General features: G+C 68.4%; 20 protein-coding genes. 9 read left to right on the forward strand and 11 right to left on the reverse strand.

Annotation, left to right across the window (positions count from 1 at the left end):
* Positions 1 to 22: 22 nt before the first annotated feature.
* From P3102_RS37165 to P3102_RS37205, 9 genes are all read right to left on the reverse strand, one after another.
* Positions 23 to 628: an ABC transporter ATP-binding protein gene (locus tag P3102_RS37165; RefSeq protein WP_276365323.1), complete on the reverse strand. Its 606-nt coding sequence runs from the start codon at positions 626 to 628 to the stop codon at positions 23 to 25.
* Positions 625 to 1,497: an LLM class F420-dependent oxidoreductase gene (locus tag P3102_RS37170; RefSeq protein ID WP_276365324.1), complete on the reverse strand. Its 873-nt coding sequence runs from the start codon at positions 1,495 to 1,497 to the stop codon at positions 625 to 627. The genes P3102_RS37165 and P3102_RS37170 overlap by 4 nt, the downstream gene beginning before the upstream one ends.
* A gap of 84 nt (positions 1,498 to 1,581) precedes the next feature.
* Positions 1,582 to 3,405 (reverse strand): phosphoenolpyruvate carboxykinase (GTP), encoded by a 1,824-nt coding sequence (locus tag P3102_RS37175; RefSeq protein ID WP_276365325.1) that lies wholly within the window; start codon positions 3,403 to 3,405, stop codon positions 1,582 to 1,584.
* Positions 3,406 to 3,800: 395 nt separating this feature from the next.
* The gene (locus tag P3102_RS37180; protein WP_276365326.1) at positions 3,801 to 4,523 is read right to left on the reverse strand and encodes a DUF6802 family protein; all 723 of its coding nucleotides are present in this window, start codon (positions 4,521 to 4,523) and stop codon (positions 3,801 to 3,803) included.
* A 91-nt stretch (positions 4,524 to 4,614) separates the two neighbouring features.
* Positions 4,615 to 6,450 carry a dynamin family protein gene (locus P3102_RS37185; protein ID WP_276365327.1) on the reverse strand — a complete coding sequence of 612 codons (1,836 nt, stop codon included), beginning with the start codon at positions 6,448 to 6,450 and terminating at the stop codon, positions 4,615 to 4,617.
* Positions 6,447 to 6,932, reverse strand: a complete 486-nt coding sequence (grpE, locus tag P3102_RS37190; RefSeq protein WP_276365328.1) for a nucleotide exchange factor GrpE — start codon at positions 6,930 to 6,932, stop codon at positions 6,447 to 6,449. Before grpE ends, P3102_RS37185 begins: the two co-directional genes overlap by 4 nt.
* A gap of 39 nt (positions 6,933 to 6,971) precedes the next feature.
* Entirely contained in the window at positions 6,972 to 7,628 is a 657-nt protein-coding gene (locus tag P3102_RS37195) for a TetR/AcrR family transcriptional regulator (RefSeq protein WP_276365329.1), read from the reverse strand.
* Entirely contained in the window at positions 7,625 to 8,104 is a 480-nt protein-coding gene (locus P3102_RS37200; RefSeq protein ID WP_276365330.1) for a hypothetical protein, read from the reverse strand. The genes P3102_RS37195 and P3102_RS37200 overlap by 4 nt, the downstream gene beginning before the upstream one ends.
* Before the next feature lie 129 nt (positions 8,105 to 8,233).
* On the reverse strand, positions 8,234 to 9,802 hold the full coding sequence (locus P3102_RS37205; protein ID WP_276371535.1) for a dynamin family protein: 1,569 nt from the start codon (positions 9,800 to 9,802) through the stop codon (positions 8,234 to 8,236).
* Positions 9,803 to 9,967: 165 nt separating this feature from the next.
* On the opposite strand from P3102_RS37205, the gene P3102_RS37210 reads away from it, so the two are divergent.
* From P3102_RS37210 to P3102_RS37220, 3 genes are all read left to right on the forward strand, one after another.
* Positions 9,968 to 11,164 carry a sensor histidine kinase gene (locus tag P3102_RS37210; RefSeq protein ID WP_276371537.1) on the forward strand — a complete coding sequence of 399 codons (1,197 nt, stop codon included), beginning with the start codon at positions 9,968 to 9,970 and terminating at the stop codon, positions 11,162 to 11,164.
* Positions 11,161 to 11,817, forward strand: coding sequence for a response regulator transcription factor (locus P3102_RS37215; protein ID WP_276365331.1), 657 nt, complete (start codon positions 11,161 to 11,163; stop codon positions 11,815 to 11,817). Before P3102_RS37210 ends, P3102_RS37215 begins: the two co-directional genes overlap by 4 nt.
* Before the next feature lie 91 nt (positions 11,818 to 11,908).
* Positions 11,909 to 12,319: a VOC family protein gene (locus P3102_RS37220; protein ID WP_276365332.1), complete on the forward strand. Its 411-nt coding sequence runs from the start codon at positions 11,909 to 11,911 to the stop codon at positions 12,317 to 12,319.
* Between the two features lie 191 nt (positions 12,320 to 12,510).
* Here P3102_RS37220 and P3102_RS37225 read toward each other — a convergent pair whose 3' ends face one another.
* Both P3102_RS37225 and P3102_RS37230 read right to left on the reverse strand, forming a co-directional pair.
* Complete coding sequence (locus P3102_RS37225) at positions 12,511 to 13,422, reverse strand: SDR family NAD(P)-dependent oxidoreductase (RefSeq protein WP_276365333.1); 912 nt, start codon at positions 13,420 to 13,422, stop codon at positions 12,511 to 12,513.
* A complete protein-coding gene (locus P3102_RS37230; RefSeq protein ID WP_276365334.1) occupies positions 13,423 to 14,001 on the reverse strand; it encodes a TetR/AcrR family transcriptional regulator in 579 nt (192 codons plus the stop codon).
* A 190-nt stretch (positions 14,002 to 14,191) separates the two neighbouring features.
* Here P3102_RS37230 and P3102_RS37235 point away from each other — a divergent pair, with 190 nt between their 5' ends.
* From P3102_RS37235 to trmB, 6 genes are all read left to right on the forward strand, one after another.
* Complete coding sequence (locus P3102_RS37235; RefSeq protein ID WP_276365335.1) at positions 14,192 to 15,130, forward strand: ABC transporter ATP-binding protein; 939 nt, start codon at positions 14,192 to 14,194, stop codon at positions 15,128 to 15,130.
* Between the two features lie 39 nt (positions 15,131 to 15,169).
* A complete protein-coding gene (locus P3102_RS37240) occupies positions 15,170 to 15,901 on the forward strand; it encodes an ABC transporter permease (protein WP_276365336.1) in 732 nt (243 codons plus the stop codon).
* A 150-nt stretch (positions 15,902 to 16,051) separates the two neighbouring features.
* On the forward strand, positions 16,052 to 16,972 hold the full coding sequence (locus tag P3102_RS37245; RefSeq protein ID WP_276365337.1) for an ABC transporter ATP-binding protein: 921 nt from the start codon (positions 16,052 to 16,054) through the stop codon (positions 16,970 to 16,972).
* Entirely contained in the window at positions 16,969 to 17,721 is a 753-nt protein-coding gene (locus tag P3102_RS37250; RefSeq protein ID WP_276365339.1) for a hypothetical protein, read from the forward strand. The genes P3102_RS37245 and P3102_RS37250 overlap by 4 nt, the downstream gene beginning before the upstream one ends.
* 160 nt (positions 17,722 to 17,881) lie before the next feature.
* The gene (locus tag P3102_RS37255) at positions 17,882 to 18,433 is read left to right on the forward strand and encodes a hypothetical protein (RefSeq protein WP_276365340.1); all 552 of its coding nucleotides are present in this window, start codon (positions 17,882 to 17,884) and stop codon (positions 18,431 to 18,433) included.
* 141 nt (positions 18,434 to 18,574) lie between these two features.
* Complete coding sequence (gene trmB, locus P3102_RS37260) at positions 18,575 to 19,258, forward strand: tRNA (guanosine(46)-N7)-methyltransferase TrmB (protein ID WP_276371539.1); 684 nt, start codon at positions 18,575 to 18,577, stop codon at positions 19,256 to 19,258.
* The last annotated feature ends 40 nt before the right edge of the window (positions 19,259 to 19,298 follow it).

A 19,298-nucleotide genomic window follows, 5' to 3' on the forward strand; every position in this document is an offset into this window, starting at 1 on the left:
ACTCCTTTTCGCCGAGAAGGCATCACCAGAGCTCGAGGGTGGAGTCGGCCGCTTCGAGCAGCGGGGGATGATGCGTGGCCACGACGACGGCCGCCCCGGCGTCGGTCGAACGTTTGATCAACGACGTCAGCCATTCCTTCCCGGCGACGTCGAGCGCCCGTTCGGGCTCGTCGAGCAGCAGGACCTCGTGCGGCCGCGCGGTCGCGCCGAGCAGCAGCAGACGACGGCGTTGCCCGGCGGAGAACCTGCCCGCGGTGACTTTCGCGCGGTCGGAGAGGCCCGCGTCCGCCAGCAACGCGTCGAAATCGCCGAGGCCGGCACCGAACGAGCCCTCCAGCAGTTCGAGATGCTGGTGCGGGGTCAGCTCGGCGAAGAAATCGGAATCGTCGAACAACACGGAAACCTTGCGGCGAAAGGAAACATCGCGTTCATCGGGTTTTCCGCCCGCGACGACGACGCGCCCCCGCTGCGGGGTCTGCGTTCCGTACAGACAGCGCAACAGGGTCGATTTCCCTGCCCCGTTGGGGCCGAAGACGACCGCGCATTCACCCGCATCGACCTCGAAATCGAGGCCGTCGAACAACCAGTGCTCCCCGGCCTGGACGCCGAGCCCGCGTACGTCGATCATGTGGCGCGCAACGACTCGATCACCGGTGCGAGCGCGTCCATGTTGTGCTCCAGCACGGTGAAATAGGTGAAGCCGAACCGCTCGCGATGCGCCAGGATCTGGTCGGCGATCTGCTCGTGCGTGCCGACCAGCGCCGTCGGCAGCTCGGCGAGCTGTTCGACGGTGAGCTTGCCTTCGAGCAGCTCTCGCAGGCTCTCCAAACCCTTTCGCCGATCTTCGACCACGGCCACGAAATGCGAGAGGATGTTCAATTCGACGGCACGGCCCTGCAGTTTTCCGCGGACGAAGTGCACCCGCTCCTCGATTCCGGCGGCGTCGTCGACGGCGAGTGCTCCTCCGTCGGGAACGGCGGCCGTGCCGGTGAACCCGATGATGTCGGCGTGTTCGGCGGCGAGAGTGAGCAGCCTGTCGCCGCGACCGGCGATCATCAGCGGCGGCCCCGGTTTCTGCACCGTGGCAGGCTTGTGCTTTTCGTCGGCATAGAGCCGGTTGAGTTCTTTGATGGTGTTCTCGAGGTGGTCGACGCGCTTTCCGGCGCGGGGGAACTCCATTCCCGCCGCTTCGAATTCGGCCTTCACGTAACCCGCCCCCAGGCCGAGCTCCAGCCTGCCCTCGGTGAACTGGTCGGTGCCGGTGACGTCGCGGGCGAGCAGCACCGGGTTGTAGAAGGCCGTGTTGACGACGAAGGTGTTGAGCCTGGGGCGGCTCGTCACCTCGGCGGCGAGTACGAGCGCCGGGAAGGGCGGCGCCATACCGAGGTGGTCCGCCGCGCCGATCACGTCGAACCCGAGGTCTTCGGCCTTGCGGCATTTGGCGACCCACGCCGCTCGGGTCTCCGGGACGACCATGTTGACGCCGAATTTGACCATGCGACCACGGTACCGAGCGCGCAAGAAGAAGGCCTCATCCTCGGGAATGACTCCGAGGATGAGGCCTTCTCACCGGACAGGCGATCAGCCGAGACGCTGCTTGAGCGCGTCCAGCTCGTCACGCAGCGAAGCCGGGACCTTGTCGCCGATCTTCTCGAACCACTCCTCGATGAGCGGCAGTTCCTGGCGCCACTCGTCGGCGGAGACGTCGAGCGCGGCCTGGATGTCGGCCAGCGGCTCCTTGAGGCCCTCGGTCTCGAGATCCTCGGCGTTCGGCACGAGGCCGACCGGGGTCTCCTTCGCGTTGCCCTTGCCCTCGACGCGGTCGATGACCCACTTCAGGACGCGTGAGTTCTCGCCGAATCCCGGCCACAGGAAGCGGCCGTCGTCGCCGCGGCGGAACCAGTTGACGTAGAAGATCTTCGGCAGCTTGTCCGCGTCGGCGTTCTTGCCAAGGTCCAGCCAGTGCTTGAAGTAGTCACCGGCGTGGTAGCCGAGGAACGGCAGCATGGCCATCGGGTCGCGGCGCACGTTGCCGACCGCGCCGGCGGCGGCCGCGGTGGTCTCCGACGACATGGTGGCGCCCATGAACACGCCGTGCTGCCAGTCGCGGGCCTCGTTCACCAGCGGCACCGTGGTCTTGCGGCGGCCACCGAACAGGATCGCCGAGATCGGCACGCCCTGCGGGTCGTCCCACTCGGGGGCGAGGATCGGGCACTGCGACATCGGCGTGCAGTAGCGCGAGTTCGGGTGCGCGGCCTTCTCTTCCGACTCCGGCGTCCAGTCCTGCTTCTTCCAGGAGGTGGCGTGCGCGGGCTTTTCACCCATGCCCTCCCACCAGACGTCGCCGTCGTCGGTGAGCGCGACGTTCGTGTAGACCGTGTTGCCCGCTTCGATGGTGCGCATCGCGTTGGGGTTGGTGTGCCAGTCGGTGCCCGGCGCGACACCGAAGAAGCCGAACTCGGGGTTCACCGCGTACAGGCGGCCGTCCTCGCCGAAGCGCATCCACGCGATGTCGTCACCGAGGGTCTCGGCGCGCCAGCCGGGGATGGTCGGCTGCAGCATGGCGAGGTTGGTCTTGCCGCAGGCGCTCGGGAACGCCGCCGCGACGTAGTGGACCTTGTCCTCGGGGGAGATCAGCTTGAGGATCAGCATGTGCTCGGCCAGCCAGCCCTCGTCGCGGGCGATGACCGAGCCGATGCGCAGCGAGTAGCACTTCTTGCCCAGCAGCGAGTTGCCGCCGTAGCCGGAGCCGTAGCTCCAGATCTCGCGGGTCTCGGGGAAGTGCGAGATGTACTTGGTGGTGTTGCACGGCCAGGAGACGTCTTCCTGACCCGGCTCCAGCGGCGCGCCGACGGAGTGCAGCGCGGGGACGAACTCGCGCTCGGTGCCGTCCTCGGTGACGAACTTGTCCAGCGCGGCCTTGCCGGCGCGGGTCATCACGCGCATGGAGGCGACGACGTAGGCGAAGTCGGTGATTTCGATGCCGAGCTTGGGGTCGTCGGCGCCGAGGGGGCCCATGCAGAAGGGGATGACGTACATCGTGCGACCGCGCATGCAGCCGCGGTACAGCTCGGTCATCGTGGCCTTCATCTCGGCCGGGTTCATCCAGTTGTTGGTGGGACCGGCGTCGGCCTCGTCCTCCGAACAGATGAAGGTGCGCTCTTCGACGCGGGCGACGTCATTCGGGTCGGAAGCGGCCCAGTACGAGTCGGGCTTCGCGTCGAGCTGCACGAACGTGCCGGCGGAGACCAGCTCGGCGTTGATGCGCGCGGCTTCTTCGTCGGACCCGTCGACCCACACCACGCGGTCCGGAGTGGTCAGTTCGGCGACCTCCCGGACCCAGGACAGCACGCCACTGTGCGTCGTCGGCGCATTTTCCAGTCCGGGGATGGCGACTGCGGTCATCTCTACTCCTGACTTCCGACGGCAGAAGCCCACACCGGGAACGACGCTGTTCCGATGCGGGCTTCGATGCCGGCGACCGAATGGCTTCGCACACCGGCGGGAAGGCCGGTGTGCGGGTTTTGGGATTCCCCGAGAGTAGCCGGATGACCGGCAGGTAACCGAGAGCTGACCTGTCGGTTCTCTCACAAGAACGATAAGGGAATCGATTCAGTATCACCGGAATGGGCCAGCTGCGGAAATTCTTCCGGTACTCGACGGCGTGGTGACGGGGCGAATCGGACAGGGGAAAGCCCGGCACGAGGTCTCGTACCGGGCTGTTCTGTGACCAGAATTACACGAATTCAGCCGTGAAATGGCCTAGACCATTCTGCCAGTGGTTTAAACCATTTCTGGATTCAGTTGAGGCTGATCCACTGGCCGGTCGAAGAATCGATCTTCGCCACGCCCTCGAGTGTTTCGGTGCCTGCTCCACCCCACGCCGCGTCACCCGCCGGGTCGTCCTGGACGGCTGCCGGAGTGCTCGCGAAGGCCGCTCCGATGTCGTTGTTGACCACGCCGCTGCCGACCTCGGTCCACTGGCCGGGACCGGTGTGCTCGTAAGTCTTGGAGTTGCCGGAAGCGTCGGTCTCCACCGCGATGTCGGCGTTGCCGTCGCCGTCCTTGTCGGTGAAGGCGATGGTGCGGCCGTCCTCCGTCTGGACGACGGCGGTGTCGGGGGTCCCGTCACCGTCGGTGTCGATCGTCGGCGGGCCGATCTCGACGTCGCCGTTGGGCATGTCGGCGTGCATGGTGCCGCTGGTGCCCGCGTCGGAACCACCGTCGTCGCTACCGCCACCGGCCTCGACCCAGGCACCGGACGCCTCGTCGTAGACGGCTTCCTGGACGACCTTGCCGTTCTCGTCCAGCACCGCGTACTGGTCGGCCTCGCCGTCGCCGTCGGTGTCGACGAACGCCTGGCCGGTGCCGTCTTCGTGCTGGATGACCGCGGCGTCGTTGACGCCGTCCTTGTCGAGGTCGTAGTTGAGCTCGGCCTGGTACTCCTCGCCGTCAACGTGGACCGTGACCGCCTCCGTGGAGCCCGCCTCGGCGTCCGTGCCGCCGCTCTCGTCGACCCACATGGGATAACCCCCTCGTTGACCTGCTGGTGTGTCGAAGCTTATGACTCACCGTAGGCCGGTTCGGTTCCGGTCCACAACAGGACCACCCTGGTCAGGCGTCGCGCAGTGACCGGATGCGACCGAGCAGTGCCTCGACGCGATCGCGACCGTCCGAGACGTCCTTCAGGCGCTTCGCGACGACCGAGATCTTCTTCGCCCGTTCCTGCGCGCCCATCTTGATCGTCTTGTCGACTTCCTTCAGCTCCGCCTCGATCGCGTCGATGCGGCGGCCGAGGGCTTCGTCGAGCGCCATCGACAGCTGCTGTTCGGCCTCGATCAGCTGCTCCGCGACGAGCTGGTCCAAGGTGGAACGCGCGTCCGCGATCGCCTCGACCAGCCACTGTTTCAGGTGCTGCTTGTCCGAGGCGTGTTTGCGGGTGCGCGCCATCCACCAGCCCGCGCCGAGGCCGATGATGATCGTGGCCGGCAGGATCACCGGGTTCAGGATCGCGACGCCCGCCAGCGGCAGCGCGGCGACCTTCCCGGCGCCGAGACCGCCGGAAACACCCATGAAGATGAGCAGTTTGTCCTCGGCCGTCGGCGGTTTCTTGTCCGGCGGGCGCAGTACGACCGGCGGGCCGCCCGCCCTGGCGAACTGGCCGCGGATGATGTCGAGCTCCTCGGCCGAGAACAGCTCCGAAAGCGCGACGTTGGTGACCTGGTTGAGCCGCTGGGAGAGCAGCATGGAGATCCGCTGCGACGTCGTCTGCAACGCGATGTCGACCTGCTGCGGCAGCGCGGCGAGGGCGTCCCGTTTCGCGCCGTCGATCTGCTGCCGGAAATGCGTCGACGCGTCGCGCATCTGCCTGCTGGTCTCATGCCCGACCTCGACGCGGGTCCGCTGGATCTCCGCGCGCAGTTTCAACTGCCAGCCCCGCGTCGACGAGCGCCGTTCGGTGGTCAGGTCGTCGCGGCGCCGGCGCAGCTGTTCCGCCTCCGCCTCACCGGCGGACAACGCACGGCTTTCCGCCTGCGACTTCGCCTTGAGCTCACCGAGCGCGCTCGACAGCGCGCGCAGGGTGTTGGCCTCGCCGAGCATCGCCGAGCGGCCGACCAGCATCTCCTGCAACGCGCCCTGCAACGCGCCGATGCCTGCCTTTTCCCGCAGCATCATGGCCATCTGCTCGTTCGGGGCCTTGGCCGCCGTCTCGAACATCCGCGCGGACACCGGATGGAACACCGCGTCGGCGAACCGGGGAGCGTGCTCGGCGAGCAGCCGGCGGTCGGCTTCGAGCACCTCGCGCCAGCCGCGGAACTGGTCGGTCTTGGTCAGCGCGAACAGCACGGTTTCGACGCGCTCGCCCATCGCCTGCAGGAAGTGCAGTTCCTGCGCCGTGAACGGCGAAGAGGCGTCGATGACGAACAGCAGCGCGGTGGCGCCCGCGGCGGCCTCCTTCGCCAGCTCGCCGTGCATCGAATCGAGCCCGCCGACACCCGGTGTATCCACGATGGACACCCGTTCGAGCAGCGGGACCGGACCGGAGACCTCGACGTATCGCGGCGGGAGCTGCCCTTCCGGCAGTTCGTGCGCGGCCGAGACCCAGTGGATCAGGTGGTTGAGGTCGATCGGCACCGGGGCCAGCTGGCCCGGATAGCAGGCCTGCGCGGACCACTGCTCGGCGTGCTCGAAGACGAGGTACGTCGCCGTGGCGACGTCGGCGTCCACAGGGGACAGTCCCGGCATGGACAGGAGCGCGTTCACAAGCGAGCTCTTGCCGCGGTTGGTCTCGCCGACCACCACGACCGACGGCTTCTTCGGCCGCGCCTTCCGGATGTCCTCGACCCATTTCGCCGCCTGAGGATCGGCTTCGCGGACGACGGCGAGCAGTTGCTCACGCGTGCTCTTCACGACCGCCGGCAGGTTGGCCGCCGCGCTCGGAGCGGTCACTGGGCCTTCTTCGCGTAGACGATGACGATCGGCGCGCGCAGGACCCGGTCGTGATCGGCGAACCCGACGACCTCGGTCTCCGCGACGAGCCCTTCGAGTGCCGGATCCCCGGTCGCGACCGCGCCGCCCGCCTCGTGCACGGCGGGGTCGAACCGCTCACCGTCCGGGCGCAGCGCACGGACACCGATCCCGGCGAGACCGTGTTCCAGCCGCTCGACGACGCCGCCGCTGCGGGCGCGATCGAGGGCGTACAGGCAGAGCTGGATCAGCGCCTGCCGATCGGCGAGAGCCTGTTCGAGGTCGGCCGGACCCGTGGTCGTGGACTCCACATCGGTCTTCGACGCGGCTTCGACGGCCACGGTTCCCTTGGACGGCGAAGGAGCGCCATCTGCTTCGGCGATGATCGCCGCCGAGATCTGACCGGTCGGCACCTCGTCCGGGTCCACCTCGTCGACCGCCTTCTTGCGCAGCCAAGCACCCACCCGAATCGACCCCCGTAACTGGTGTCCCGGACCTGCTGGTCAGCCCGGGAAGATTTCACCAGTGTCGGCCACCGGACCGTCGGCCGGGGGCGAAATCGGCAGAACGGGACGAAGGAATCTGGTGACCAGCTCGTTCATCACCGCGAGTTCCGCCTCCGGATCGAGGTCCGGCTCCAGAATCACGCGTGAAAGGGGCGCGTCGACCAACGCGACGAGCCAGCTCGCCACCGTCCGCGGGTCGAGGCCGGGATCGATCCGGCCCGCTTCCGCCGCCCGCGTCACGAGATCGGTGAGCCCGTCACGGAGGGTGCGATCGTTGCCCTGGACGAGTTCCGCCAGCTCGGCGTCGCGGGAACACTGCGCGGCGACCTCGAGGACGAGTTTGGCCGCGAGAGGCTGCAGGAGCTGCTCCGACACTTGCGCGACGACGTGGACGATCGCGTCCCAGGGATCCTCGATCGCCCCGGCCGCCGCGAGCAGGGCCGCGGTCTCGTCGCCGTCCTGCTCGAAGATGCCGACGAACACCGCGCGCTTGTTCGGGAAGTAGTGGAACAGGCTGCCGGTGCTGATCCCCGCGGCGCGGCAGATCTCCGCCGTCGTGGTCTTCTCGAAGCCCTTCGCCGAGAAACACCACGCGGCGGCGTCGAGGATGGCGCGGCGTTTCGCCTCGTGCTTGGCCGGGTCGACCGTCCTCATTTCACCGCCGGCGGCTCGTCCTGCCACGGGTAGCCGTGGTCGACGAAGGCCTTGGCGACGGCCTTGCGGTCGACGTCGCCCTTCTGCCGCACCAGTTCCCGGCCGTCGGCGGCGAGCAGGACCAGCTCCTTGCCGTCGAGGAAGACGGCCTCGAGCCGGGCTTCGTAGGCACGGCTGCGGCCCTTGGTGGTCAGCGTGATGCGGTTCGGCGTCACCTTGACGATCAGCCGCTCGTGCGCCCAGACCGCGGCGAAGACCAGGCCGAGGACCAGGCCGACGCCGATTCCGGTGACCATGCCCCACGGCCGCGGCAGGTCAGAGACGAGCTGGAAGGGGCCCTTGAACGGGACCCAGCTCAGGGACGCCACCCAGCCGGAAATCGACTGGAGGAACCAGCCGAGCGCGGCGCCCGCCAGCGGACAGCCGAGCCAGGAGGCCGTGCGCAGCCACTGAGGCTCGTCGACGATCGTTTCCATGCGCTCATTATTAGACCGAGCGCTCGGTTTATCAAACCGACCCCCGCAATTGGTCACCTACTTGCCCGCGTGCTTGCCCGGATCGCACGCGTGCGATCCGGGCAAGTAGGTGACTAATTGCGGGGATGGTCAGTCGCGGATCTGCTGCCAGATGAGGAAGTACGCCCGGTGCACGACGTGCGCGACGCGGCTCTGCGCGGGCGTCGCGCCGAAGGACGCGAAGGAGCGCCACCAACCGGCGCGTTCCAGGGCGTGGGCCGCCAGTTCGGCGCGCGGAGCACCCGGCTTGCCGAGCTGGGCGCCGATGTCGGCGTTGCTGCCGACCCGCAGGACCTCCTCGGACAGGTCCTCGGGCATGTCGACCGCGCCGGAAGCGACCAGCGTGAGCGCTTCGAGCAACCGGAGCTGGTGTGCCTCGGGCTTGGCGAGCAGGACCTCGATCGCGTCGTGCACACGCTGCCGTTCGGCCGGGTCGCCGGAGGCGTGGGCCAGCGCGGTGACCGACGCCAGCGCGGCGGCGGCCTTGATTCCGTCGGCGCGGGCGGCGAAGACGATGCTCAGCCGCTGGCGGACGGCTTCGAGCCCGGAGGCGTCGAGCAGCTTCCGCCGCAGCGAACCCGCGGTGATGTCGGGCTCCTCGCGGATCGCCTCGACGGCGTACCGGACACCGAACAGGTCCAGCTTCTCCAGCAGTCGCAGCCGGATGCCCGCCGCGACGTCGCATTCCCAGCTGGTGAAGATGTCCGCCGAGATCAGCATGGTCTCGAGGATGTCGTCGTCCATCTCGGCCAGCCGGCGCAACGCTTCGGCGTCAGGGGAGGTGAAGCCGCCGGACTCGGCCGACTCCGCGATCAGCCCGATCACCGGCAGCACGTCCGCGACGCGGGGCTTCAGCGTCGCGGCCTGCTTCTCCGACAGGAGCGTGGCGGCCTTCCACACGTCGCCGCCCGAGCCTTCGACCGACTCCGGCGCGATGGTGTCCGCCTTGTTGAGCACCGCGATCGCGTTGACCGGACCCGCCTCGCGGCTCGCGGTCGCGGCGGTGAACGCGGCCAACGCCTGCTGGTCGTCGGCGCGGACGCCCTGCGTGACCACGTAAAGCACGGCCTCGGCACCCGCGACGGCGTTGCGCGAGGTGTCGTCCAGCTCGTCGGAGCCTTCTTCGTCCTCTTCGGTGTCTTCGGGCTTGCGGTGCTTCGCCGCGCCCAGCAGCTCCTCGGTCCGCGACACCGAAGCGGCGTCGAGCGACCCGAGGCCGGGGGTGTCGATGACGGTCATGCCCTGCAGGACCGCGTTGGTGAGGTACGCCTCGATATGCGAGACCTGGTCGATGTCGATGCCCGGTTCGGCCGGGATCATCCCGTCGGCGGAGAAGGGCAACACCTGTTTGCGGCCGTCGCGGAAGACGATCTCGACCCGGTCGACGGTGCCGTACTGGAACCGGGTCACCAGCCGGGTGCACTCGCCGACGTCGGTCGGCGCGACCCGGCGCCCGATGAGGGCGTTGACCAGGGTGGACTTACCCGACTTGATCCGGCCGGCGACGGCGACCTGCAACGGTCCGCCCAGCCTGCGCAACACCTCGGCGAAACCGGCGGCGGTCCGCGCGGAGACCTGCGGTTGCAGGCGATGGCAGAGGTTGGCCACCGACATCGACAGCGGACCGGCGAGCCGTCCCTGTTCCGAAGGTGACGTCACGGCGCCCTGCCCCTCCACGTCGTCGAGCCTGCCGAGGAGAATCGTGCCATGCCGCTCATCCTCGGGTCGCACCGAAGGTGCTACCGGCGGCCGACGCGCGAACGGCACCGGCCGACATAGTGTTGCCAGGTGCGACGGTTGAGCCTCTGGATGCGTGCCCACCCCATGGCGGGCGACAGTTCCATCGCCGTCGTCCTGCTGCTGACCGACCTGCTGCTGTTCGTGGCCGCCGTCGAGACGCCGGAAGTGCCGTCGATGCCGCCCTGGTACGTGGCGGTGCCGCTGAACATCGCGATGGTCGTCCCGCTGGTCTTCCGGCGGAAGGCGACGCTGTGGTCGGCGTACCTGGTGCTGCTGATCGGCATCCCGCACGGAGCGCTGGAGCTGGGCGCGGCCAGCGCGTTCGCGGTGATGATCAGCATCTACTCGGTGCTCGTCTACGTCGGGCGCAAACAGGGCCTGTTGTACCTGGTGGCGACGCTGGTCACCTCGGGTGTCCAGCTTTGGGTCGACCCGCCGGAGGACGTGTGGGTGCTGGCGATCATCGGCATCTTCTCCAGCGCACTGTGCTGGACGCTCGGCGAGTTCGCCGGCGCGAGGCGCGCCTATCACGAGGAGGTGGAAGCCAGGTTGCATCTGCTGGAAACGGAACGGGACCAGGCGACCAGGATCGCCGTCGGCGAGGAACGCGGACGGATCGCCCGTGAGCTGCACGACGTCGTCGCGCACGCGGTGAGCGTGATGGTCGTGCAGGCCGACGGCGCGTCCTACGCGGTCGACGGGAATCCCGAGATGGCGAAACGGGCCTTGCGGACGATTTCGGAGACCGGCCGCGGCGCGCTCGCCGAGCTGCGGCGGCTGCTGGACGTGCTCCGCAGTGACGGCGACGACGAGCCGCGGGTGCCGCAGCCGGACGCCAGCGCGCTGACCGACCTCGCGGACCGGATCCGCCAGGCCGGGGTGCCGGTGACGCTGGCGATCGGCTCGGACGTGCTGGCCGGCCTGCCCGCCGGTGTCTCGCTCGGCGTGTACCGGATCGTCCAGGAATCACTGACGAACACGCTGAAACACGCCGGACAGGGCGCGCAGGCGGAGGTGCTGGTGCGCCGGGAGGCCGACGTGATCGACGTCCGGGTCACCGACGACGGCGCGGGCCGCGCGAAACAGCTGCTCCCCACCGCGACGAAGACGGGGTCGCACGGCGCGCCCTCGGGGCCGCGGAGACTCACCGTCCCCGGCGGGAACGGATTGATCGGCATGAAGGAACGGGCGAACGTCTTCGGCGGCACGCTGGAGGTCGGCCCCGCTCCCGGTGGAGGGTGGCAGGTGCACGCGAGGCTCCCGGTTAGGTTGGCGACGTGATACGGGTGGTGGTCGTCGACGACCAGGAATTGATGCGCGTCGGGTTCCGGATGGTCCTGGGCGCGCAGGTCGACATCGATGTCGTCGGCGAGGCGGGGGACGGGGCGCAGGCCATCCGCCTCGCCGAGGAGCTGCGGCCGGACGTGGTACTGATGGACGTCCGGATGCCGGTGCTGGACGGGGTCGAAGCGACGAAACGGATCGTCGAGGCCGGGACGGCGCGGGTGCTCGTGATGACGACGTTCGACCTGGACGAGTACGTCTATTCGGCGTTGCAGGGCGGGGCGAGCGGGTTCCTGCTGAAGGACACCCAGCCGGATCACCTGGTGTCGGCGCTGCGGGCGGTCGCTTCGGGCGACGCCGTGGTCTCGCCTTCGGTGACCAGGCGGCTGCTCGACCGGTTCGTCGGCGGCGGCGGGAAGCCGATGCGGGACGTGGCCGAACTCGACGTCCTCACCGAACGGGAGCGCGAGGTGCTCGTGCTGATCGCGAAGGGCCTCTCCAACCTGGAGATCGCCGAGACGCTGTTCCTGTCCGAAGCGACGGTGAAGACGCACGTCGGGCGGATTCTGTCCAAGCTCGATCTGCGTGATCGCGTGCAGGCCGTGGTGCTCGCCTACGAGACCGGCCTCGCGCGTCCCGGCGTCACCTGAGCCTGGATTTTCGCAGTTTTGGAAAGTGGTCACTCGGTGAGCACTTTGCGGCGGATCCTTGTCCTCGGAGCCGCTACTCGAGGAGACGGAAATGCTGCGAGGCCTCACCACCACCACGTTCTACGCCGACGACCTGACCGCCGCGATCGAGTGGTACTCCGATCTCTTCGGGATCGAGCCGTACTTCGTCCGCAGCGGCCCCGACGGCACACCGGCCTACGTCGAGTACCGGATCGGCGACTACCAGCACGAGTTCGGCCTGGTCCGCGGCGACTTCCGGCCTCCGCTCGCCCGGCCCGGCCCGGGCGGAGCCATCGCGAACTGGGCCGTCGACAACGTCGAGGACGCCTTCGCGAAGCTGCTCGAAAAGGGGGCGAAGGAGTATGAGCCGATCATCGAGCGCGGGCCGGGCTTCGTGACCGCGGCCGTCATCGACCCGTTCGGCAACGTCCTCGGCGTCATGGTCAACCAGCACTACCTGGACGTGCTGGCCGGGAAGTAAGGCCTTCGCGGCATGGTCCCGGACCGGGTCGACGGGAGCCCGCCGGGCCCGCGCCGAAGGACGCGGCCCGGCGGCTGGATATTCCCGTTATGGCTTGCTGCGGCCGGGCGTCGTGAGTGGCGAACAGGGTTGGAACACGAATCGCCACTCACGGCCCCCTGTACCGACGCCCTCGCGTACCGCGGCCTGCCCTAGCGGTACAGGGCGTGATCCGCCGTCTCCGGATCCTTGCCCGTATCCCGGACTTCGGCCATCCACTTGCCGAAGTCGGGGCGTGAGCCGTCGACGTCGGTCAGGCCGTACTCGTTCATCAACGTCCACGACGCGAGCGTCCTGCCCGCGAACCGCGAGACCTCCGGGTCGGTCGCCAGCTTCGCGACACCCCGCCCGAGCAACGTCGGGGTCTCCGAGATGGCGAAGTCGACGGGCGCCGTCTTGCCCACCGCGTCACGCCAGGTCTCTTCGGTGACCTCGAAATGGTCGAGCATCGACTCCGAGCGCAAGAAGCCGGGCGTCACGGTCATGCCGACGCAACCGACCTTCTTCAGTTCGGCGCCGAGCGCCCTGCCGATCGCGCGGATGCCCGACTTCGCGAGGAAGTACGGGATGCCCGCGCCGACGTACTCGTCGTGGTCGCCGTCGGTGACCTCGACGACGAGACCGCCCGCACGCCGCACGACCAGCGGAAGCAGCCGGTGCAACGCGATCAGATGCGTGTCGATCGCGTTGTGCACCAGCGTGAGCGCGTCGTCGAGGCTGGAGTCCCAGTACGTGCGCTCGAAGTCCGCGAACGGGTCGCCACCCCAGACGTCGTCGACCAGTACGTCGATCCGTCCGTCCACTTCGGACTCGATGCGCGTCTTCAAGGCGTCCACGTCGGACACCTCGGTGAAGTCGGTCCGGACGGCGATCCCCCGGCCCCCCGCCGCGTCGACGAGCTCCGCGGTGTCTTCGATCGTCTCCGACCGCTTCATCGGCGACTGGTGTTCGCGCGTCGTGCGGCCGGTGACGAACACCGTCCAGCCGAGCCTGCCCAGCTCCACCGCGATCGCGCGGCCACATCCCCTGGTCGCCCCCGTGACCACGGCCACTTTCCGGTCCATTCAGGACACTCCTTTCCACGCGGTCAGCACCGCGTCCACGTCTTGCCCCACCCGGTCGACGAATCGGCCCTTCGGCCGGATCGACCAGTCCAGCGCGGCCCCGTTCGCCACCCCCAGCAGCACCCGCGCCGCACGGACGACGCCGGGCGCCCCCGGCAGATCCCGCGCCGCGACGCGCATGAGCCGCCGCAACTCCGCCTCCACGGCGATGAAATGCGCACCCAGCAGGGCACGGAGTTCCGGATCCCCGATGTCCACCCCTAACTGACCGAGATGGTTCGCCGCCGTCTCCGGGGTGCCCAGCCCCTCGTAGACCACGACGACCGCCGCCCGCAGCGCCTCCACGGGGTCGGTCAGCTCACCGCATTCCCGCATCAGCCCGACGACCGATCGCGTGTTCAGCCGGCTCAACGCCTGCAAGAGGCCGTTCTTCGAACCGAACCGCTGGGCGACGGTGCCGACCGCGACCCCGGCTTCCGCCGCCACCTGGGCCAGCGTGAAACCCGGGCCGACCATGCCGATCACGGTCTCCGCCGCGTTCAGCAGTCGTTCGTCCGTGATGCTCCGGGGCCTTGCCACCCCATTATTGAACCACGGTTCATTAACCAGGACGAATCAGGGTCGCCATCAGGGGGATCACCGATCGCGTACGCCGCCGGAAGACGGCAAGCTACGTCTCAGGTCGGGTATCAGGTTGGCACCTCAGGATGACGCGCTCGACCACCCACATGGACGACGATTGTGCTCGCAGTCGCCGAGGGGAGCAGACATGATCGAGGCAGTGGGCCTCACCAAGCGGTACGGCAAGACACTGGCGGTGAACGACCTTTCCTTCTCCGTCGCGGCCGGGGAGGTCACCGGATTCCTCGGCCCCAACGGGGCGGGCAAGTCGACGACCATGCGGATGATCCTCGGCCTGGACAACCCGACCTCGGGTCAGGTGCGCATCGGGGGCAAGCTGTACCGCGAGCTGAAGGAACCGCTGCGGACGGTCGGCGCGCTGCTGGACGCCAAATGGGTGCACCCCAACCGGTCGGCACGGGCGCATCTGCGCTGGATGGCGAAGTCCAACAAGATCGCGGAGAGCCGGGTCGACGAGGTGCTCGAGACCGTCGGGCTCACCAGCGTCGCCGGAAAGCGCGCCGGTGGTTTCTCCCTCGGCATGTCGCAGCGGCTGGGGATCGCGGCGGCACTGCTGGGCGACCCGGAGGTCCTCCTCTTCGACGAGCCCGTCAACGGTCTCGACCCCGAGGGCATCCTCTGGATCCGGAAGTTCATGCACCGGCTCGCCGAGGAAGGCCGCACGGTCTTCGTTTCCTCACACCTGCTTTCGGAGATGGCGCTGACCGCGAGCCACCTGGTCGTGATCGGCAAGGGGCGGCTGATCTCCCAGTCCTCCACCGAGGACTTCGTCTCACGGGCCGCCGAGAACACGGTCAAGGTCCGGTCGCCGCAGCTGCCCGCGCTGCGCGCCGCGCTGACCCAGGCGAGCGCCCAGGTCACCGACGCCGACCGAGCACTCGTGGTGTCCGGTTTGGACAGTGAGAAGATCGGCGAGATCGCCGCGGCCAACCAGATCGTGCTGCACGAGCTCAGCCCGCAGACCGGCTCCCTGGAGCAGGCCTTCATGCAGATCACCGGCGATTCGGTCGAGTACCACACGGGCCTCGAAACCGAAGCCGCCGAAGTGGTCACCGCCGCCCAGTAGCCGCTCACTCTTTCAAACACCGCCGAGGAAAGAAAAGCCATGACTCTGCTCGCCGTGGAACGCATCAAGCTGTTCACCACACGCTCACCCTGGTGGTGCGCGCTGGCCGCACTGGCGGTCGTGATCGGTTTCGCCGCCATCGTCTCCGGCGCCGCACCCGCCGGGGAACTCACCGACGTCAGCCTGACCCAGTTCGGTTACGGCTTCGGCATGGCCGTGATCATGGTGCTCGCCGCGCTGTCGGTGACCACCGAATACCGCTTCGGCACCATCCGGACCACCTTCCAGGCCGTGCCGAACCGCACCGCGGCGCTGCTGGCCAAGACCGGCGTGGTCGCGACCCTGTCACTCGTGATCGGGGAGGTCGCCGCGTTCGGCGCCTGGGGCCTCGCCTCGGCCATGCGGCCGGAAGACCTCGCGCTGAACACCACCGCGGAGTGGGTCGGTGTCGCCGGGGTGGGCGTGGTGTTCGCCCTCGCCTCGGTGATCGCGATCGCCGTCGGCATCCTGATCCGGCACAGCGCCGGCGCCATCTCGCTCGTGCTGATTTACGCCCTCGCGGTGGAGAACCTGATCCAGCTGATCCCGAAGATCGGCAAGGACATCTACGACTGGATGCCGTTCCACGTCGCCGACAGGTTCCTCACCGGTTCGGGCCGGGCCGCGGCGGAAGCGCCGTTGAGCCAGGCCGGATCGCTGGCCTACTTCGCCGGCTTCGCACTGGTGCTGCTGGTCATCTCGCTGGTCGTCGCGAACAAGCGCGACGCGTAAGCACTTCCACCGGGGGAAAGCCGGACGTCTTCACTCGGGGGAGCGAGACGTCCGGCCGGGGAGAAAAGGGGAACAAGGACCGGGCCGCCTAATCGGGGGGCAGCCCGGTCCTTTCCCGCGTAATGTCGGAACACACCGGAGGGAGGGCTGATGATCGAGGCCACCGGACTCACGAAAAGCTACGGCGACAAGCTCGCCGTCGACGACCTTTCCTTCACCGCCGAAGTGGGGCGAGTGACGGGATTCCTCGGCCCCAACGGGGCGGGGAAGTCCACCACCATGCGGATGATGCTCGGGCTCGACAACCCCACGTCGGGCACGGTGACCATCGACGGCAAGGCCTACCGAGAGCTGCATGATCCCCTTCGGACGGTCGGCGGCATGATCGACGCCACCTGGCGGCATCCCGGCCGGACCGCGCGCGAGCACCTCCGGTGGATCGCCGCGACCAACGGCCTGCCCGACCAGCGGGTCGACGAGGTGCTCCGGCTGGTCGGACTGGAATCGGTCGCCCGCAAACGGGCCGGGCAGTTCTCGCTCGGGATGTCGCAGCGGCTCGGGATCGCCACGGCGTTGCTGGGCGACCCGCGAGTGCTGCTGTTCGACGAGCCGGTCAACGGGCTCGACCCCGAGGGCATCGTGTGGATCCGGAAGCTGATGCACGCCCTCGCCGCCGAGGGCCGCACCGTGTTCGTGTCCAGCCACCTGCTGCCGGAGATGGCGCAGACCGCGCAGGACCTCGTCGTGATCGGCCGGGGGAAGCTGATCTACCAGGGCACGATGGAGGACTTCGTCGGCCGGGCGAAGGGGCTCGGTGTGCGGGTCCGCAGCCCGCATCTGCCCGAACTGCGGACGGCGCTGACCGAGAAGGGCGCCGATTTCCGCGAGGAGGACGGCGCGCTCATCGTGTCCGAACTGGACAGTGACGACATCGGTGAACTCGCCTTCGGCGCCGGCGCGACCCTCCACGAGCTGAAGCCGCTCACCGGCTCGCTCGAACAGGCCTACATGCAGCTCACCGCCGAAGCCGTCGAATACGGCACCGGCCAGGTTCCGGAGGTCGTCCGATGACCGCGGCGAACGTGCTCCGCGCGGAGCGGATCAAACTGCTGAGCACCCGCATGCCCTGGTGGTGCGCGGGGATCGCGGTCGTGGTCGCGCTCGCCTACACCGCGCTCTTCTTCGGCTTCGTGCCGCTCGAAGGCGAGACGAGCGTCAACTCCACCCAGGTCGCCAGCGCGCTCGGCCGCACCGTGGTGCTGGTCCTCGCCATCCTCGCGGCGGCGACGGAGTTCAACTGGGGCACGATGAAGCTCACCTTCCAGGCGGTGCCGTCACGGGTACCCGCGTTGCTGGCGAAGGGCGCCGTCGTCGGGGCGTTCTCGGCGTTGATCGGGTTGCTGGTGGGCTTCGGCTCCTGGGCGGTCGCGTATCTGATCGAACCGGCCGCCGACCTGGGGCTGGCTTCGGGAGCCGACTGGCGCGCGGTGGCGGGTCAGGGCGTCACCTTCCTCCTGACCGGGCTGCTCGGTGTCGGCCTCGGGCTGCTGTTCCGCAACCCCGCGTTCGCCCTCGGTTTCGCGCTGGTCTGGACGCAGTTGATCGAAGGCCTCGTCATGCTGATTCCGAAAGTGGGCGACGACATCTACCAGTGGATGCCGTTCTTCGCGGCGAATCAGTTTTCCGGACCGGATCTCACGGTGGCGATGTTGAAACTCGAGCCACCGTTGGGACCGTGGGGTTATTTGGCTTATTTCGGCGCCATCTGCGTGATTGTCTATACGGCAGGGCTGATGATCACCCATCGACGGGACGCCTGAGCTTTACCGCCTCCAAAGGAGTCAAGTCCACGTTAAGAGCCTGTGGCTTCCCTCACAGGAAGCGGACATACTGTTCCTGACCGGGCGATGCTCGGGATGAGCTTATTTTTCGGCTCTTCAGCCCCGGAGGTGATCCTTGACGGTGGATTCCGGTCAGGGAGTGGAACGTATGATCCCGCAAGCTCGCACGGAAAGTATGCGACCCCGGCTCGAGCCCATGCTCGACCTCGAATGGTCACAGGCGATCGAACTGCCCCGCACGGTCGCTTCCGCGACGCGGCCGTCCGATATCCGCCGCGCGTGGGTGCACCGCGCACCCGAAGATCTCGTTGTCGCGCTGTATCGCGCGTCCAGTGGAATGCACGGCGAAATTCCCGCGCCGTGGTGGCTTCGCGCCGTCGTGGAAGGCAGGCTCGAATCGCGGGAACTCGGTTTCCGCATCGAAGACCGCATCGCCGGCCTGCTCGGCAGGCGTCCCGGGTGGGAATTCGTCCCGTGGGCCGCGGACGGAGAATCCGGTTACTGGGAGTTCATGCCTTCCGAACGCGGAGCGTCCGGGCATTCGATCCCGACCACCGTGTTGAACACCAGCCGCCACGACGGCTGGATCGACGTTCTCCCCGCCCATTCCAGTACGACGCCGGCACCGCTCGCGGTCGCCGGATTCGCGGGCCTGCGCTCGCGGCTGGGGGAGTTCGAAGCCGTCCGGTAAGTCGCCGGGCGGAGCCGAAGGCGCGATCCGGAAATCGGCCATAGCCCAACCCGCCCGGCCGACGTGATCACGGACGCGGGTTCGCCGGTGCGCACTGCCGCCGCGTTTAATGGGCTGGTGGAAAACGAGGACCAGCCACGGATGCGCAGCGTGGTCAGCTATGTCAACCGCGGCGGCCGGATGACCGTCGGGCAGCAGCGAGCCTGGGACGACCTCTGGCCGTCGCTCGGCCGCACCGTCGGCGAACTGCCCGAAGGCCCGGTGGATTTCGAGGAGTGGTTCGGCAGGCAGGCCCCGGTCATGGTGGAGATCGGTTCGGGCATGGGCGAGACCACGTCCCAGCTCGCGGCCGCCGCTCCGGAGCTCAACTACGTCGCGGTCGAGGTGTACGACCCGGGCCTCGGCCAGCTGATGTTGCGCGCCGAGAAGCTCGGCGTGCGGAACCTGCGGCTGATGCACGGTGACGCCGTCGTGCTGCTGACCTCGCACGTCGAGCCGGGCTCGTTGTCCGGCGTCCGGCTGTTCTTCCCGGACCCGTGGCCGAAGAAGCGGCACCACAAGCGGCGGATCGTGCAGCCGGAGTTCGTGTCGCTGGTCGCCTCGCGGCTCGTGCCGGGCGGGACCTTCCACCTGGCGACCGATTGGGAGAACTACGCCGAGCAGATGCTGGAGGTCTGCTCGGCCGAGCCGCTCCTGCGCAACCGCCACGCCGACGAGCCCGGTGGCTGGGCCCCGCGTCCGGAGTGGCGGCCGGTCACGAAGTTCGAGAACCGCGCCGACGTCGAAGGCCGGATCTCGCACGACCTGATCTTCGAACGGGTCTAGCAGCGACGGAAAGGGCCGGTCAGGACGTCCCCGCGTCCCG

This window comes from Amycolatopsis sp. QT-25, assembly GCF_029369745.1.
In the GTDB taxonomy this organism is placed as follows: Bacteria; Actinomycetota; Actinomycetes; order Mycobacteriales; family Pseudonocardiaceae; genus Amycolatopsis.

Bases quoted from the DNA above. Each gene is read 5' to 3' on its own strand.
- P3102_RS37165 (WP_276365323.1), bottom strand. From the start codon at position 628: ATGATCGACGTACGCGGGCTCGGCGTCCAGGCCGGGGAGCACTGGTTG.
- P3102_RS37170 (WP_276365324.1), bottom strand. From the start codon at position 1,497: ATGGTCAAATTCGGCGTCAACATGGTCGTCCCGGAGACCCGAGCGGCG.
- P3102_RS37175 (WP_276365325.1), bottom strand. From the start codon at position 3,405: ATGACCGCAGTCGCCATCCCCGGACTGGAAAATGCGCCGACGACGCAC.
- P3102_RS37180 (WP_276365326.1), bottom strand. From the start codon at position 4,523: ATGTGGGTCGACGAGAGCGGCGGCACGGACGCCGAGGCGGGCTCCACG.
- P3102_RS37195 (WP_276365329.1), bottom strand. From the start codon at position 7,628: ATGAGGACGGTCGACCCGGCCAAGCACGAGGCGAAACGCCGCGCCATC.
- P3102_RS37200 (WP_276365330.1), bottom strand. From the start codon at position 8,104: ATGGAAACGATCGTCGACGAGCCTCAGTGGCTGCGCACGGCCTCCTGG.
- P3102_RS37210 (WP_276371537.1), top strand. From the start codon at position 9,968: ATGGCGGGCGACAGTTCCATCGCCGTCGTCCTGCTGCTGACCGACCTG.
- P3102_RS37220 (WP_276365332.1), top strand. From the start codon at position 11,909: ATGCTGCGAGGCCTCACCACCACCACGTTCTACGCCGACGACCTGACC.
- P3102_RS37225 (WP_276365333.1), bottom strand. From the start codon at position 13,422: ATGGACCGGAAAGTGGCCGTGGTCACGGGGGCGACCAGGGGATGTGGC.
- P3102_RS37235 (WP_276365335.1), top strand. From the start codon at position 14,192: ATGATCGAGGCAGTGGGCCTCACCAAGCGGTACGGCAAGACACTGGCG.
- P3102_RS37240 (WP_276365336.1), top strand. From the start codon at position 15,170: ATGACTCTGCTCGCCGTGGAACGCATCAAGCTGTTCACCACACGCTCA.
- P3102_RS37245 (WP_276365337.1), top strand. From the start codon at position 16,052: ATGATCGAGGCCACCGGACTCACGAAAAGCTACGGCGACAAGCTCGCC.
- P3102_RS37250 (WP_276365339.1), top strand. From the start codon at position 16,969: ATGACCGCGGCGAACGTGCTCCGCGCGGAGCGGATCAAACTGCTGAGC.
- trmB (WP_276371539.1), top strand. From the start codon at position 18,575: ATGCGCAGCGTGGTCAGCTATGTCAACCGCGGCGGCCGGATGACCGTC.